The following is a 15,204-nucleotide window of genomic DNA, read 5'->3' as shown; positions in this document are numbered from 1 at the left end:
AAGCTGAGAGGTAAGCTGAAATGTATTTAATATTGTCGGTATATTGAAACCGAGAGGTAAATATCTAAAAACACTTTAGCGTGTTTTTTAGGCGTTGCAGATTAAGTGAAGTGTACCTCTATTAAAATAAGTTTACGTTATAGCATTACATTAGTGAGTAATAAAAAGCATAAGAGTAAAAAATAAAATAATAACAGTGTTAAAGGCAATTATATAAGCAAAGCTTTTCCATGTTTGTTTTATGGTGTAGCCTTTTGAGTCGATATACCACCACCAAATTAAGCACATCAGTATTGGTAATAAAAAGAATAATTTTATCATTGTCGAGTTTCATTATTAATTGCAATTTCAACATCATAGCTTAACTATCATTTATCCGCACCCGAATTCCTTTAAAAATTTTATACCCGTTACCACTGAAACCTGCATTTTGAATGATAACGGCTATATTCATACAGGTTAACTATTCAAAGGAATGCGCGATAAGGTAGTAATCAGCTGCATTTTAATAGGGCTCTAGTTAGATGAATTATTATTAATTAATACCGTGAGTGGTTTTCTAATGAAATATAAAAACAATAAACTAGGAATAACCATTACGGCTGTAAGAATAAAAAACAGTGCCCAATTGCCATCCAGCCAGTCTACAACTATTCCTGAGTATGAACCTAACATCACTCGTCCGAAAGTACCTAAAGATACCATTAACGCGTACTGGCTCGCGGTAAATGTTTTATTACATAGTACAGAGATAAGAGCAACGAAGGCAACAGATCCCCAAGCTGAGGTAAAGCCATCAACAAAAACAGTAGCTGCAAATAGTAATTTATTTGGCCCTACAAATGCCATTACCGCAAATAAAAGGTTACTTGCTCCCATAGCGATACCACCAATAAACAGACCTTTTAATATGCCGTATCTAATAGTAAATACACTACCAATTAAAGAAAAAACAATAGTGGTTGCCCAATTGATCATTTTTGAATAATAAGCAATATCGCTATTAGAAAATCCAACTTCGCGATAAAACACAATAGACATTCGTCCTAAATAGGCTTCACCTAATTTAAATAAGAAAATAAACAGTAAAATAGAAAGCGCTAAGCGAGTCCCATTTCTATCGAAAAACTCTTGAATAGGTGCGACTAAGGTCGTTAAGAGCCATGCTGTAATTCGATGAATAAGGCTTGGAACATGTGAATGATGTAACGGAGTGTTTTGTCTAATGGTTAAGTTTAATTTACTTAATTGTTGAACAAATATAAATAACAATAACACGATAAATAAGGTGATAAAGGTAAAACGGTAATCAGCAGAGATAAAAGCGTCAGGCCAAGCAGGGTAACCAATATTGGCATAAATAATTGAAACAAAAATAGTCGGCAGTATTAGTAAAATAAATAAAGGTTTATGCCCCTGTTTTGGGAGAACATTTAGGTAATTTGCTTGAATTGAGTCTAATTCTACTTCTCTGTTAGTTTCTGGCTCTTTCACTATAAAGGCGGTTAACATGAGAATTGCCATTATAATAGATAAAACAAAAAAGGCTTCAGGCCAAGTCCAGTTGGGTTGATCTACCAATAAAAATGGAATGCTTCCTAAACCTGCAAAGCCTGTCCACCATCCAGCAGTTGCCATCGCTGAACCCGCTGACATATAGTTATTATCGTCACCCGAGAGTATGTCTATTCTATATGCATCTATTGCTATGTCTTGACTCGAACCAAAAAAGGCAATAGTTAGCCCTAAAAGGGCAACTAAACTTAATTGACTTGCTACATTGACTTGGCTTAATTGGTAAGTTGCTAGCACAATAAATACTTGTGTAAACATTATCCAACTTCTGCGTTGACCAAACCTTGATGTTATAAAAGGAATTTTGAGCCGATCAACAAAAGGAGACCATAAAAAGTTGATGCTATAGGTTACAAATATTAAACCAAATAATCCAATACTTGAACGACTAAGCCCCTCATCTTTTAACCAGCCACTCATGGCCGAGCCAGTCATTACCCAAGGAAAACCGCTAGCAATACCAAAGCAAAAAATACTGAGTAATCTTTTATCTTTAAAATAACGAATTGTGTCGAAAAGGGAGTTGGAACTTGGCATTCAAAAAATTCAAATAATGTTAGATACGTAAAGCCTATCAGACTGCTTGTAATGAAAGAAGTTAATTATATGGAATGTTACAATGTTGTAGTATTAATATGTTAAATTTATGAGGCTTTAGGTTAGATTTTTATGCGATAGGTCTCCAACCTATACAATCTAGAGGGTAGCTACCAGTACCTGCAAAAAAGTCTATGCAGGTTGTTATTTCACTTTTAAAATATAAATTATCATTTAAAGAATGTGCGCCATGGAGGCTTAATTCATGAATTAGGTGCCAAAAAACTCTTTCCCTTGCATTAGCGGGGGTTTCATCTTGTATTTTCAGTAATGTCCATTCATCCATAGTATTCAATATAAATTGATCTAATTCAGAGTGGTGCAATGAATGACTTATTACGGCTTGAATGTAAAAAGTAGTTTGTGTTATTTTTTCATTGATAAACTGCTCAATTATCATATTGTTTACTCTTTGAGTACGACGTTTTCTTGTAATTCAATTGTTCTGAATTAAAACTTCCTTGAATGTCAGTATTTCCTATAGGTTAAATGCTCTTTGTTATATATGTATCGTTTAAAAATAAACAAAAGTCAAAGAAGTTTAATTTGAACTTCAATACTTGCTGACTACATTTCTATTTTTTTGAGTGTATTTTGTCTATTCTTCAGGTAATAATGTGGCTTTGATTATTATAACAGGTTCAACAGGCACATCTTCCCAAGCCATACCATCATGGTAATGTGTTTTTACTTTTGCTATAGCTTCTAGTACTTCTTGCCCTTCGGTTATACTGCCAAAAACAGCGTATCCCCAACTTCTTCCCGGATCTAAGTTGGTGTTATCGTCTACATTGAAAAAGAATTGTCTATTGGCTGTATGGGGTCTAGATTCTTTCGCCATAGCAATAGTCCCCATTTCATTTTTTAGGCCATTCCCTGATTCATTAATAATATCTTCGTTTACTTTTTTAATAGTAAAGTCTTTATCATAACCGCCACCTTGTACGATAAAGTCGTTAATTACACGATGAAAAATAGTGTTGTTGTACTCATTTGTAACAACATAATTAAGAAAGTTATCTACAGTTATCGGTGCTCTTATTCTGTCGAGTTCAACAATGATATCTCCCATTGATGTTTCAAGTTTTACCTTTGGGTATAAGTTATTGGGATCTATTACTATATCTTTAGCTTGAAGTGCTGTTGCAGAGAAAACACAAAATAGAAGAAGAGGTAATATGAATATTTTGAACATAATAAATGCCTAAATCATTAAAAATAAAATCATTAAAACGTATCAGAGTTATTTGTTTGTTGCTTAATTGCACTTTGTATTTCATTACTATTTATAATTCTTACAAGTAATGAAGCTAGTTGGTGATTGAAGTCTCGTTCTAATACAGCAATATCAGCAACTAAGGGGCCAGCACTACTACCCGTTGTATTAAAGTTTTTGGTTGTGACTGTGTTTGAATTTGATACCGAAACGTTTAATGAAATTGTATTTTTAGCCGTGTAATTAACTAAGCTTTGTTGAACGCTAATCAAGGCAGTATCAATAATAATATCAACCTGTATGTTAGCGAATGGGTCAATTGTAATACCTTGCTTACGAAAAACAGGGCTTATCGCGTTATTGACTATATTGGTTAAACTCTCTTGGCTTGAGAGTATTTTTGCTGGCTCACCATCTTCTATTATTTGAACAACTTGACTCCCTGTACGTTGGTCAATAACGTTAAGCTGAATTCTTTTATCAAAATATACCCCCTTCGAATACCCAATGAGTTCAGGTGACACTACAATGTGTTTAGGTAAGGTTGTACACGCTGTTATTAAGTTTAATAAGGTTATGGTTAACAATAATTTTAATTTCATCGTTTAATTGCCGCTGTAGTTACAAATTTATCATTACTGGCAATGAGTTTTTCATTACCAAAAATTCTCTGTAACTTAATATGATAAGCTAATTGACGGTTACCTATAATACGTAACTCGCCTCCCTTTTTTAATACTCTATGGCTATCTTTAAACATTTGCCAAGCAATATGATCCGTTGTTGCCGTTTGTTGGTGAAAAGGAGGGTTACATAAAATTAAATCTACGCTTCCACCTTCTACACTACTTAAACAGTCATTAATGTTGAATGTACATTTTTCTGCTAAATCTGGAAAGTTAGTTTTAATATTTTCTTCTGCTGATTTTATTGCCATAAATGATTCATCATAAAAATGAATTTCAGCCTGGGGTTGTTGGTCTAAAACTGATAACCCAACAACACCATTACCACAACCTAAATCTATCACTGTTGAGCCAGCTGAAACAGTTGGTAGGTTATTAATAAAATAGCGAGCGCCAATATCTAGCTTTTCTCTAGAGTAAACATTTGACCTATTTGAAATAGAAAATATTTTCCCTTGCTCTTGAATTGATGGCATTTCCCAACAAGTAGGGAATGGTGATGCTACGTTGGTTTTGTTTTCTATATGAGTAAAAACAAGACGTGCTTTTTTCACGGCTAATGAGGTTGTTGTTTCTCCTAAATGTTTTTCGAATAATTTTAATGTTGAGCTGTGAATTTCTTTGGCTCTATCGGCTGCGATGAATACGGTATTTTCGGAATACTTAGCATTTATTTGCATAAGCTGATCGATTAAAAAGGACTTACTTTTGGGGATTTTATATAAAATTAAATCAATATTATCGGGTAAGTCATCAGTACTGGTTAAGTAGGTAATATTTTCATGAGTTATGTAGTTTTGTTCAACATTTAATTTTATACCTTGCTGACTAATATAAGAGTCATTAACACAAAATACATGATGGTCAGATAGATTACAGGTTAGTGCTCCAAAGGCATCGTTGAAAACGAGTATGTTTTTTGAAGAATCCGTTAGATTATTATCATTTAAGTAATTAATTAAATACTCATCAGCGGCATCCCAAGCTTGTAGGCTACGATTAACTTGGCCTACAGGGAAGCGGTCTAAAAAAAGATTTTTATCATTAAAAATAAAAGGGCTGATCATATTAAAATTTACAACGAAAAGGTGGATGTTGGAGAAGTCTATTGTGTCAAAAATTAATGATTGCTGCTAGTCGCTTTCAATATAAATAATCAAAACTATTTATCTTTGCTAAACACAAGTTTAGCGAAAATAGCATTATTATGTGAAGCAATTTGATGGATTATTTTACTTTATAGGCTACGCTTATTAGTAATGTTAATAAAAATAACATGAGGGAATATATGGCTATTGAATTGTTAATAGAAGAAAAGCTTATCAACGCGTTTTCTCCGTTGCATATTGATATTACTAAGGAAAAGTTGTTGTTTGATTTTCCTGATCCTGAGCAATTTCATTTTAATGTTGTAATGATATCTAGAATATTTGAGGGGCTAAGAATAAAGCAACGCCACAAAGCTATTAATAGCATTTTAGCAAAAGAACTGATTGAAAGTATTTCAGTACTTACACTTCATACTTACACCGAAAAAGAATGGTTGTATCGATATTCTTCTTTACCTCTATTCATGGGATCTCCGTACTTTAATAAAAAAATAGCATAGCAATATTAGGTCGGTGTCGTTTGAGCAATAATAAGAGGAGATAAAAGTAGTATAAAACATAATTATTTTAAAATAATTATGTTTCCACTTTTGAAATTCTGTTATTTTTGTCCGTATAATAATTACAATATATGGGTTTTCACTCAATGGGAAATAATCTCATTCAATCATTTATTCATTTTATTGATAAATTTACACATTTAACTGGCAAGTTTGTTTCTTGGTTTTCTCTTTTTATGGTACTTATTACCTTTATTATTGTTGTACTTAGGTATGGCTTTAATATGGGCTGGATCGCTATGCAAGAGTCAGTTTTATATATGCATGGATTAGTTTTTCTTTTAGGGTCAGCTTATACGTTAAAAGAAAATGGCCATGTACGTATCGATGTTTTTTATCAAAAATACTCTGTAAAAACTAAAGCGTTAGTTGATTTATTTGGTACTGTTTTTTTACTTATTCCCGTTTGTACTTTTATTTTTTACATTAGCTGGGACTATGTTTTAGTTTCTTGGCGTATTATGGAAACATCATCTCAACCAGGTGGCTTACCCTTTGTTTATTTAAGTAAAACCTTTCTATTACTTTTTTCAATAACACTTATTCTTCAAGGTATTTCAGAAATACTTAGAAATGCACTCATATATAAGAACGAGCAAACCAATACAGTAAATAATATCGAGGGTGTAAGTTAATGGAATACCTTGCGTTATGGATGTTTTTATTTGTTTGTATTGTTTTAATTATTGGTTACCCCGTTGCATTATCCTTAGCAGGTTCAGCGTTGATTTTTGCCGGCGTAGGAATACTTTTTGATGTATTTGATGCCAGTATTCTATCAGCGTTACCTAGTCGCTTATTTGGTATTGTTAATAACCAAACTTTACTTGCTGTTCCCTTGTTTGTATTTATGGGAGCTATGTTAGAGCGCTCTAAAATTGCAGAGAATTTACTTAATGCAATGACATTGTTGTTTGGTAAATTAAACGGTGGATTAGGGATCTCAGTCATCATAGTTGGAATGATATTAGCTGCAAGCACAGGAATTGTTGGTGCTACGGTAGTCACCATGGGGATGTTATCGTTACCTACTATGCTTAAACGGGGGTATTGTCCTAAATATTCATCAGGTGTTATTTGTGCTACGGGTACATTAGGTCAAATTATTCCTCCATCAATTGCTTTAGTTTTATTAGGCGATGTTCTTTCAAGCGCTTATCAAAAAGCACAATTAAACATGGGGATCTTCAACCCTAAAACAGTTTCGGTAGGTGACTTGTTTGCTGGTGCTGTTATTCCCGGTTTGATACTTGTTGGCCTTTATATTCTTTATACAATTACACTAGCTATTTTAAAGCCTTCTTCTGTTCCACCTCTTGATGATGAAGAAGTGAATAAGTTGATGAATGGTGAATCAAAGCTGAGTATCTTTTTATCTGCTCTTATTCCTCCTCTATTATTAATGTGCTGTGTTTTAGGGTCTATTTTATTAGGTTATGCAACGCCTACGGAAGCGGCTGCAGTTGGTGCTGTTGGCTCATTAATATTAGCTGCTTGGCAAAAACAGTTAACCTTACCTAACCTGCAATCGGTTATGCAAAGTACGGTAAAAATATCATCTATGGTGTTTCTTATTTTGATTGGAGCGAGCTTATTCTCTTTAGTTTTTAGAGGCTTCGGTGGTGAAGAGCTTATTCATAGTGTATTTGAAGGAATTCCTGGAGGTGTTATTGGTGCAACAATTGTTGTAATGCTTATTATTTTCTTTTTAGGTTTTATATTAGATTTTATTGAGATCACTTTTGTTGTTGTTCCTATTGTTGCCCCAATTTTATTAGCCATGGGACTTGATCCTGTATGGCTCGGTATTATGATTGCTATTAATTTACAAACGTCCTTTTTAACACCTCCATTTGGCTTTGCTTTGTTTTATTTAAGGGGCGTTGCGGATAAAAGTCTTAAAACGATCGAAATTTATAAAGGGGTTGTTCCTTTTATTTTAATACAAGTACTCTTGTTAGGTGTTTTGGCTATTTGGCCTGAGCTCATAACCTGGTTACCTCAAACAATATATGGATAGAAAATATGATAATACTTAAAAATAAAATGTTTTCCTTGTGCTCGTTACTTTTAATGAGTGCTATTGCAATTACAGGGTGTGGTAGCGACAAACAATCAATTTCTCAAGCTGGAGCGGCCGAAGTTAAAACGTATAAATGGAAAATGGTAACTTCTTGGCCTAAAAATTTCCCTGGTTTAGGAACAGCTCCCGAAACATTTTCTAAATATGTAGAAAAAATGAGTGGCGGACGTTTAACCGTTAAAGTATTTGGAGCCGGGGAGTTAGTTCCTGGTTTAGAGGTTTTTGATACTGTTTCTCAAGGTACGGTTGAAATGGGACATAGTGGGGCTTATTACTGGAAAGGGAAAATCCCAGCAGCACAGATGTTTAGTACTATTCCTTTTGGTATGACAGCCACTGAAATGAATGCATGGCTACACTTTGGTGGTGGTTTAGAGCTTTGGGAAGAGTTGTATAAACCTTTTGGTCTTATTCCTATGGCTGGCGGAAATTCAGGTGGGCAATTTGCAGGTTGGTTTAAAAAAGAAATCAATTCAGTTGATGACCTTAAAGGCTTAAAAATGAGAATGCCTGGTTTAGGTGGCGAAGTACTTAAACGTGCGGGTGGTATTCCTATTAATTTAGCGGGTGGAGAAATTTTTTCATCATTGCAAAGTGGCGCTTTAGATGCATCTGAGTGGGTAGGGCCTTATAACGATCTTGCATTCGGGTTTTACCAAGTTGCTGACTACTACTATTCATCAATATGGCATGAAACAGGCACAACACTTGAATTTATGATCAACGAAAAAGCTTTTAATGAACTGCCAAGTGATTTACAAGAAATAGTAAGAATAGCAGCAAAAGCGGTTAATCAAGATATGCTTGACGAATATACTGCTCGAAACAGTAATGCATTAAAAGTGTTGGTTAACGAGCACAATGTTAAATTGAAACAATTTCCTGATGATGTTTTATTGGCGTTAAAAAATCATACAAACGATGTTTTAGCGGATGAGGCTAAAAAAGATAAAGATTTTGCAAGAGTATTAAAGTCTTACCAAGATTTTCTTTCAAAAGCTCGTGATTACAACAATTTAACGCTAAAAGAATATTTACAAAATAGATAAAATTTATCTGCAAAGTGTCGCTGTTTTAGTTACACTTTGCATAATTCAACTGCTCGTACCTCTTATTTTTTTCAGCAGAGTAAACTATGCCCATTAAAATGAAGAGCAATAATGCTATACGGATGAATTTTCTCTAAATGATTGCTCATGTTTCCGACTAGTACTATCGAGCTCAACAATCGATAACATATATAAATATAAGGTTTTTTTATGGTTATTAAGCCAAAAATTCGTGGTTTTATCTGTACCAATGCACACCCTGTAGGTTGTGATACTCATGTAAATGAACAAATTGCTTATGTTAAGCAGCATGAACAAGCTAACACTAAACCAAAAAATGTACTGGTTATAGGTGCATCTACTGGATACGGTTTAGCCTCTAGAATTACAGCGGCTTTTGGTAATAATGCGAAAACATTAGGTATTTTCTTCGAAAAACCACCAACAGAAAAGAAAACAGCTTCAGCAGGTTGGTATAACACTGCTGCTTTTCAAAAAGCTGCAGATGAAGCTGGTCTTTGGTCTAAAAACATTAATGGTGATGCTTTTTCTCATGAAATAAAGGCTAAAGCGATTAATACCATTAAAGAAGAGTTAGGCCAAATAGATCTCATTGTTTATAGTTTAGCATCTCCACGTAGAACCGATCCTGATACAGGTGAAGTATACTCTTCAACGCTTAAGCCTATTGGCCAGAGTGTTACCACTAAAAATTTAAATACTTCAAAACGTGTTATCGATTCTGTTTCTGTAGAAGCAGCTTCTGAAGAAGAAATTCAAGGCACTATTGACGTTATGGGTGGAGCAGATTGGGAGCTTTGGATCAAAGCACTTAATGAAGCGGGCGTATTATCAGAAGGCTTTAAAACAGTTGCATACACATACATAGGTAAAGAATTAACTTGGCCTATTTACGGTAAAGCAACTATTGGTAAAGCCAAAGAAGACTTAGACCGTGCAGCATCAGCAATTAAAGCTTCAACACAAGCTATTAAAGGTGAAGCTTACGTTACTTCACTTAATGCGGTAGTTACCCAAGCAAGCTCAGCAATTCCTATTATGCCATTGTATATTTCTGCTATGTTTAAAGTAATGAAAGCTGATGGTACATATGAAGGTTGTATAGAACAGATTCAAAATTTATTTGTTGAAAATATTTATGGTGAAACGCCTCGTTTAGACGAAGAAGGGCGTTTACGTCAAAACTACAAAGAATTAGAAGACAGTGTTCAACAACGTGTAACCGATATTTGGAATACTGTTGATACCGACACTATTGATGAGTTAACTGACTATGAAGGTTACCATCAAGAATTTTTAAAACTGTTTGGATTTGGTGTTGATAGCGTTGATTATGACGCTGATGTAAACCCTGTTGTACAAATTAATCACTTAGATTAATTTTCAACCAAGGTTGCACCAATTTGAAAAGCCGATAATTAAAATATCGGTTTTTTTTGCACTAAAATATAACTTTTTGCATGAATTTTGAGCTAATAATTATTTATTAACCTAAATTATAATGAAAAGTTGTAGCGACCGTAGAATGATATTGAATTATTGTGCTAAAATCGCGCCAGAAAAATTTTAACCTAGAGCCAGTGGAAACAAGTTTATTCTCTGTTTCTTACTGAAATACACTGAAATCAATATTTTTATTTGTACTGGTTATGTTCATGCGTAAATGGTTTGAATAAAAATCTTTGATTTTGATACTCCCATCAAAAGTAGTGCAAGTGTTTATGATTACAATAAAAAAAGGTCTGGATGTACCTGTAGTTGGTTCGCCCCAACAAGTGATCCACGATGGCAATGCCATTAAAACCGTTGCAACACTAGGTGAAGAGTTTGTGGGTATGCGACCTACCATGTTTGTTAAAGTGGAAGATCGTGTTAAAAAAGGTCAGGTTCTTTTTGAAGATAAAAAGAACCCTGGCGTTAAATTCACAGCTCAAGCATCAGGTGTTGTAAAAGAAATCAACCGTGGTGAAAAACGTGTTTTACAATCAGTTGTTATCGAAATAGATGGCAACGAAAAAGAGACGTTTCCAAGCTACTCAGCAAATGAACTATCTAAACTAGATCGTCAAGATGTTGTAAATAACCTCGTTAATTCTGGGTTATGGACAGCATTACGAACGCGTCCGTATAGTAAAGTTCCTGCTATTGATTCAACACCAACAGCCATTTTTGTTAGCGCAATGGATACAAACCCAAATGCAGCTGATCCTGAAGTTATTATTAACGAACAGGCAGAAGCATTTAAACAAGGTTTAATTATTCTTTCACGCTTAACTGAAGGCGATATTTTTGTTAGCAAGGCACCAGGAGCCAATATTCCTGTTGAAGCTAATGTAAAAGTAAACGAGTTTGCAGGTAAACATCCTGCCGGCCTTGTTGGTACGCAAATACACTTTTTAAAACCAGTAAGCGCTGAGAAATTTGTTTGGCATCTTGGTTACCAAGACGTTATTGCATATGGTAAGTTATTTACTACTGGTGAACTTGATAGTACGCGTGTTATTTCATTAGCTGGTCCTGCTGCTAAAAACCCTCGTTTAGTAAGAACCTTATTAGGTGCTTCAACTGTTGAATTAACTGAAAATGAAGCTAAGCCTGGTGAATTACGTGTTGTTTCTGGTTCATTGTTATCAGGTTCTACGGCGAAAGGTGTTCATGGTTATTTAGGTCGTTACCACGTCCAACTTTCTTTAATTTTAGAAGGTCGTGAAAAAGAATTTATCGGTTATATGTATCCTGGACCAAATAAATTCTCAGTAACTCGTGCATATATGTCTCATTTCTTCCCTAAGAAATTATTTAATATGACGACTACGACTAACGGAAGTTCTCGTGCAATGGTTCCAATCGGAAACTATGAGCGTGTAATGCCTTTAGATATTTTACCAACGTTGTTTTTACGTGATTTAGCTGCTGGTGATACAGACAGTGCACAACAACTTGGTGCTTTAGAGCTAGATGAAGAAGATTTAGCGCTTTGTACGTTTGTTTGTCCAGGCAAAACAGATTACGGCGTTCTACTTCGTGATTGCCTAACCATAATAGAGAAGGAAGGTTAGTCATGGGTATCAAAAAGTTTATTGAAGATATAGAACCGCATTTTGAAAAAGGCGGTAAACATGAGAAATGGTTTGCTCTCTACGAAGCCGTAGCGACAGGTTTATTTACTCCGGGTTATGTTAACAAAGGCAAAACTCACATTCGTGATAGTATTGACCTTAAGCGTATCATGATCACAGTTTGGTTAGCCGTATTTCCTGCCATGTTTTTTGGTATGTACAATATTGGCTTTCAAGCAACTGAAGCATTAGCAGCTGGTTATGCTTTACCTGATACATGGCAAGTAGGCCTATTTGAAACACTAGGTGGTAGCTTAGCTGCTGATACTGGTTGGTTTGGAATGATGCTCTACGGAGCTGTGTTCTTTTTACCTATATATGCCGTGACATTTATTGTTGGTGGTTTCTGGGAAGTTCTTTTTGCTGCCGTACGTAAGCATGAAGTTAACGAAGGTTTCTTCGTAAGCTCAATCTTATTTGCATTAATTGTTCCTGCTTCTATTCCTTTATGGCAAGTGGCTATCGGTATTACTTTTGGTGTTGTTGTTGCTAAAGAAATATTTGGTGGAACAGGTAAAAACTTCTTAAACCCAGCATTAGCCGGCCGTGCATTTTTATTCTTTGCTTATCCTGCACAAATCTCAGGTGATTCTGTTTGGGTTGCTGTTGACGGTTTCTCTGGTGCCACAGCTTTAGCTGCAGGCGCTGCGGCACAAGTAGGTGAAATTAGTTACGCTTTAAATGCTGACTGGTGGAATGCATTCTGGGGCTTTATTCCTGGTTCTGTTGGCGAAGTATCAACATTTGCAATTCTATTAGGTGGTGCTTACATCCTTTATAAAGGTATCGCATCGTGGCGCATCGTATTAGGTGTGTTTGGTGGTATGGTTCTAACAGCTACTCTGTTTAACTTTATTGGTAGCGACACTAATGCAATGTTTGATATGCCTTGGTATTGGCACTTTGTTGTAGGTGGTTTTGCTTTTGGTATGATCTTTATGGCAACAGACCCTGTTACGGCTTCTTTCACTAATACTGCTAAGTATTGGTATGGCGCATTGATTGGTGTAATGGTTGTACTTGTTCGTGTTGTAAACCCTGCATTCCCAGAAGGTATGATGTTAGCTATTCTATTCGCTAACCTATTTGCACCTTTATTCGATTACTTTGTTGTACAAGGTAACATCAAAAGGAGGCTTGCTCGTAATGTCTAGTAATAAAGAAACTCCTATCAAAACGATTGGTTTTGTATTAATTGTTTGTTTAGTGTGTGCTGCATTAGTATCTATCTCTGCAGTTCAGCTTAAGCCTTTACAGGTAGCGAACAAATTACTTGATCAACAAACTAAGATTTTAGAAACAGCTGGTCTATTAGATGTTGCTGGTGATGATATCGTTGCAACGTTTAACAAATATGTTGACGCTAAAATGATTGACCTAGATTCAGGTGAATTTATTGAAGGTGACCCATTATTATTTGATGAACGTCGTAATTCACGTGATGCAACTAAATCTGAAAAACCTGATAATGACATTGCAGGTATCAACCGTCGTTCTAATAACGCTGTTGTTTACTTAGTACGCAACGACGAAGGTGAAGTTAACACGATTGTTCTTCCTATCGTTGGTTCAGGCTTATGGGATTTAATGTACGGTTACGTTGGTTTAGAATCAGATTTAAATACTGTACGTAGTGTTGTTTACTCTGATCATAAAGAAACTCCGGGCCTAGGCGCTGAAGTAATGAATCCTAAGTGGAAAGCATTATGGCCAGGTAAGAAGATTTATGACGACAAAGGTGAACCTAAAGTTCATTTAGTTAAAGGTGGCGCAAAAGCTAACGACATCCATGGTGTTGATGCTTTATCAGGTGCAACTTTAACAAGTAATGGTGTTACACGTACATTACAGTTTTGGTTTGGTGAAGAAGGTTACAAACCTTTTATTGCTAAGTATCGCTCTTCATTAGGTAAGGGAGGTGTTAACTAATGGCTTCAGAAACAAATAAGGTTTTAACTAAACCTATTTTTGACAACAACCCTATAGCGCTTCAAATACTTGGTATTTGTTCTGCTTTAGCGGTAACAAGTTCAATGGCAAATGCATTAGTAATGACATTAGCTGTTGTTGTTGTTACAGCATTTTCTAACTTGTTTATTTCGATTATTCGTAATCAAATACCTTCAAGTGTTCGTATTATTGTTCAAATGGCAATTATTGCATCATTGGTAATTGTAGTTGACCAAGTACTTAAAGCTTTCTCTTATCAATTATCGAAAGAGCTTTCTGTATTTGTTGGCTTAATTATTACTAACTGTATCGTAATGGGACGTGCTGAAGCTTTTGCTATGAAAGAAAAGCCTGGTGTTAGTTTCATGGATGGTATTGGTAATGGTCTAGGTTACGGTTTTATCCTAATGAGTGTTGCATTTGTTCGTGAACTATTTGGATTCGGAACCGTATTTGGTATCGAAATATTACCATTGATTCAAAATGGTGGTTGGTATCAAGCAAATGGCTTATTAGTATTACCATTTAGCTCATTCTTCCTTATTGGTTTCTTAATTTGGGCAATTCGCCAATGGAAACCAGAACAAGTTGAGAAGGATTAGAACTCATGGAACATTATATTAGTTTATTAGTTAAAACGATTTTTATTGAAAACATCGCTTTAAGTTTCTTCCTAGGTATGTGTACTTTCTTAGCTGTGTCTAAAAAAGTAAGTACTGCTATGGGATTGGGTGTAGCTGTTATCGTTGTACTTGGTATTGCGGTTCCAGCTAACCAAATAATCTACCAAGCAATATTAGCGCCTGGTGCTTTAGATTCAATTATGGGGATTACAAACCCTAAAGAAACAATTGATTTAAGTTTCTTATCATTTATAACGTTTATCGGTGTTATTGCTGCATTAGTTCAGATCCTTGAAATGGTGTTAGATAAATACTTCCCTGCGTTATATCAAGCATTAGGTATCTTCTTACCGTTAATTACGGTTAACTGTGCGATTTTTGGTGCGGTATCATTTATGGTATCTAAAAACTTAACGCTAGGTGAATCTGTTGTTTATGGTGTTGGCTCTGGTATCGGTTGGGCATTAGCTATTGTATTGCTTGCTGGTATTCGCGAAAAGATGAAATATTCTGACGTTCCAGATGGCCTTAAAGGTTTGGGTATTACGTTTATTACTGCAGGATTGATGGCTTTTGGCTTTCTTTCTTTCGGTGGTATTTCGTTATAATAAGATTA

At 35.1% G+C, this 15,204-nt stretch carries 15 protein-coding genes; 10 read left to right on the top strand and 5 right to left on the bottom strand.

Annotated features, from left to right (window positions below; genetic code table 11):
- Positions 1 to 516: 516 nt before the first annotated feature.
- From B0X80_RS01200 to B0X80_RS01180, 5 genes are all read right to left on the bottom strand, one after another.
- Entirely contained in the window at positions 517 to 2,112 is a 1,596-nt protein-coding gene (locus B0X80_RS01200; protein WP_077338014.1) for an AmpG family muropeptide MFS transporter, read from the bottom strand.
- A gap of 130 nt (positions 2,113 to 2,242) precedes the next feature.
- A complete protein-coding gene (locus tag B0X80_RS01195) occupies positions 2,243 to 2,572 on the bottom strand; it encodes a hypothetical protein (RefSeq protein ID WP_077338013.1) in 330 nt (109 codons plus the stop codon).
- 198 nt (positions 2,573 to 2,770) lie between these two features.
- Positions 2,771 to 3,367: a peptidylprolyl isomerase gene (locus tag B0X80_RS01190; protein WP_077338012.1), complete on the bottom strand. Its 597-nt coding sequence runs from the start codon at positions 3,365 to 3,367 to the stop codon at positions 2,771 to 2,773.
- Positions 3,368 to 3,399: 32 nt separating this feature from the next.
- A complete protein-coding gene (locus B0X80_RS01185) occupies positions 3,400 to 3,990 on the bottom strand; it encodes a YajG family lipoprotein (protein ID WP_077338011.1) in 591 nt (196 codons plus the stop codon).
- The gene (locus B0X80_RS01180) at positions 3,987 to 5,141 is read right to left on the bottom strand and encodes a methyltransferase (RefSeq protein WP_077338010.1); all 1,155 of its coding nucleotides are present in this window, start codon (positions 5,139 to 5,141) and stop codon (positions 3,987 to 3,989) included. The genes B0X80_RS01185 and B0X80_RS01180 overlap by 4 nt, the downstream gene beginning before the upstream one ends.
- A 221-nt stretch (positions 5,142 to 5,362) precedes the next feature.
- Here B0X80_RS01180 and B0X80_RS01175 point away from each other — a divergent pair, with 221 nt between their 5' ends.
- The 10 genes from B0X80_RS01175 to nqrE all read left to right on the top strand — a co-directional run bounded on the left by B0X80_RS01175 (position 5,363) and on the right by nqrE (position 15,196).
- Positions 5,363 to 5,683 (top strand): BolA/IbaG family iron-sulfur metabolism protein, encoded by a 321-nt coding sequence (locus tag B0X80_RS01175; protein ID WP_175623851.1) that lies wholly within the window; start codon positions 5,363 to 5,365, stop codon positions 5,681 to 5,683.
- Between the two features lie 146 nt (positions 5,684 to 5,829).
- Positions 5,830 to 6,378 (top strand): TRAP transporter small permease subunit, encoded by a 549-nt coding sequence (locus tag B0X80_RS01170; RefSeq protein ID WP_077338008.1) that lies wholly within the window; start codon positions 5,830 to 5,832, stop codon positions 6,376 to 6,378.
- Positions 6,378 to 7,763, top strand: a complete 1,386-nt coding sequence (locus B0X80_RS01165) for a TRAP transporter large permease (RefSeq protein WP_077338007.1) — start codon at positions 6,378 to 6,380, stop codon at positions 7,761 to 7,763. Before B0X80_RS01170 ends, B0X80_RS01165 begins: the two co-directional genes overlap by 1 nt.
- A gap of 5 nt (positions 7,764 to 7,768) precedes the next feature.
- Positions 7,769 to 8,875, top strand: a complete 1,107-nt coding sequence (locus tag B0X80_RS01160; protein ID WP_245825355.1) for a TRAP transporter substrate-binding protein — start codon at positions 7,769 to 7,771, stop codon at positions 8,873 to 8,875.
- Positions 8,876 to 9,085: 210 nt separating this feature from the next.
- Positions 9,086 to 10,276 carry an enoyl-ACP reductase FabV gene (gene fabV / locus B0X80_RS01155; RefSeq protein WP_077338006.1) on the top strand — a complete coding sequence of 397 codons (1,191 nt, stop codon included), beginning with the start codon at positions 9,086 to 9,088 and terminating at the stop codon, positions 10,274 to 10,276.
- Positions 10,277 to 10,617: 341 nt separating this feature from the next.
- A complete protein-coding gene (locus tag B0X80_RS01150; RefSeq protein ID WP_077338351.1) occupies positions 10,618 to 11,955 on the top strand; it encodes a Na(+)-translocating NADH-quinone reductase subunit A in 1,338 nt (445 codons plus the stop codon).
- Between the two features lie 2 nt (positions 11,956 to 11,957).
- Positions 11,958 to 13,169, top strand: a complete 1,212-nt coding sequence (locus B0X80_RS01145; RefSeq protein WP_077338005.1) for an NADH:ubiquinone reductase (Na(+)-transporting) subunit B — start codon at positions 11,958 to 11,960, stop codon at positions 13,167 to 13,169.
- Positions 13,162 to 13,944 carry a Na(+)-translocating NADH-quinone reductase subunit C gene (locus B0X80_RS01140; RefSeq protein WP_077338004.1) on the top strand — a complete coding sequence of 261 codons (783 nt, stop codon included), beginning with the start codon at positions 13,162 to 13,164 and terminating at the stop codon, positions 13,942 to 13,944. The genes B0X80_RS01145 and B0X80_RS01140 overlap by 8 nt, the downstream gene beginning before the upstream one ends.
- A complete protein-coding gene (locus B0X80_RS01135) occupies positions 13,944 to 14,567 on the top strand; it encodes an NADH:ubiquinone reductase (Na(+)-transporting) subunit D (RefSeq protein ID WP_076418587.1) in 624 nt (207 codons plus the stop codon). Before B0X80_RS01140 ends, B0X80_RS01135 begins: the two co-directional genes overlap by 1 nt.
- Before the next feature lie 5 nt (positions 14,568 to 14,572).
- Positions 14,573 to 15,196: an NADH:ubiquinone reductase (Na(+)-transporting) subunit E gene (gene nqrE, locus B0X80_RS01130; RefSeq protein WP_077338003.1), complete on the top strand. Its 624-nt coding sequence runs from the start codon at positions 14,573 to 14,575 to the stop codon at positions 15,194 to 15,196.
- Positions 15,197 to 15,204: the final 8 nt, after the last annotated feature.

The organism is Pseudocolwellia agarivorans, from assembly GCF_002000085.1.
GTDB classification, from domain to species: domain Bacteria; phylum Pseudomonadota; class Gammaproteobacteria; order Enterobacterales; family Alteromonadaceae; genus Pseudocolwellia; species Pseudocolwellia agarivorans.
The sequence above is the reverse complement of the archived record's forward strand: the minus strand, read 5'-3'. Positions and strand labels throughout refer to the sequence as shown.

Coding starts and splice junctions, on each gene's coding strand:
- fabV (WP_077338006.1), top strand. CDS start 9,086: ATGGTTATTAAGCCAAAAATTCGTGGTTTTATCTGTACCAATGCACAC.
- B0X80_RS01150 (WP_077338351.1), top strand. CDS start 10,618: ATGATTACAATAAAAAAAGGTCTGGATGTACCTGTAGTTGGTTCGCCC.
- B0X80_RS01180 (WP_077338010.1), bottom strand. CDS start 5,141: ATGATCAGCCCTTTTATTTTTAATGATAAAAATCTTTTTTTAGACCGC.
- B0X80_RS01185 (WP_077338011.1), bottom strand. CDS start 3,990: ATGAAATTAAAATTATTGTTAACCATAACCTTATTAAACTTAATAACA.
- B0X80_RS01145 (WP_077338005.1), top strand. CDS start 11,958: ATGGGTATCAAAAAGTTTATTGAAGATATAGAACCGCATTTTGAAAAA.
- B0X80_RS01200 (WP_077338014.1), bottom strand. CDS start 2,112: ATGCCAAGTTCCAACTCCCTTTTCGACACAATTCGTTATTTTAAAGAT.
- nqrE (WP_077338003.1), top strand. CDS start 14,573: ATGGAACATTATATTAGTTTATTAGTTAAAACGATTTTTATTGAAAAC.
- B0X80_RS01160 (WP_245825355.1), top strand. CDS start 7,769: ATGATAATACTTAAAAATAAAATGTTTTCCTTGTGCTCGTTACTTTTA.
- B0X80_RS01165 (WP_077338007.1), top strand. CDS start 6,378: ATGGAATACCTTGCGTTATGGATGTTTTTATTTGTTTGTATTGTTTTA.
- B0X80_RS01195 (WP_077338013.1), bottom strand. CDS start 2,572: ATGATAATTGAGCAGTTTATCAATGAAAAAATAACACAAACTACTTTT.
- B0X80_RS01190 (WP_077338012.1), bottom strand. CDS start 3,367: ATGTTCAAAATATTCATATTACCTCTTCTTCTATTTTGTGTTTTCTCT.
- B0X80_RS01140 (WP_077338004.1), top strand. CDS start 13,162: ATGTCTAGTAATAAAGAAACTCCTATCAAAACGATTGGTTTTGTATTA.
- B0X80_RS01175 (WP_175623851.1), top strand. CDS start 5,363: ATGGCTATTGAATTGTTAATAGAAGAAAAGCTTATCAACGCGTTTTCT.
- B0X80_RS01170 (WP_077338008.1), top strand. CDS start 5,830: ATGGGAAATAATCTCATTCAATCATTTATTCATTTTATTGATAAATTT.
- B0X80_RS01135 (WP_076418587.1), top strand. CDS start 13,944: ATGGCTTCAGAAACAAATAAGGTTTTAACTAAACCTATTTTTGACAAC.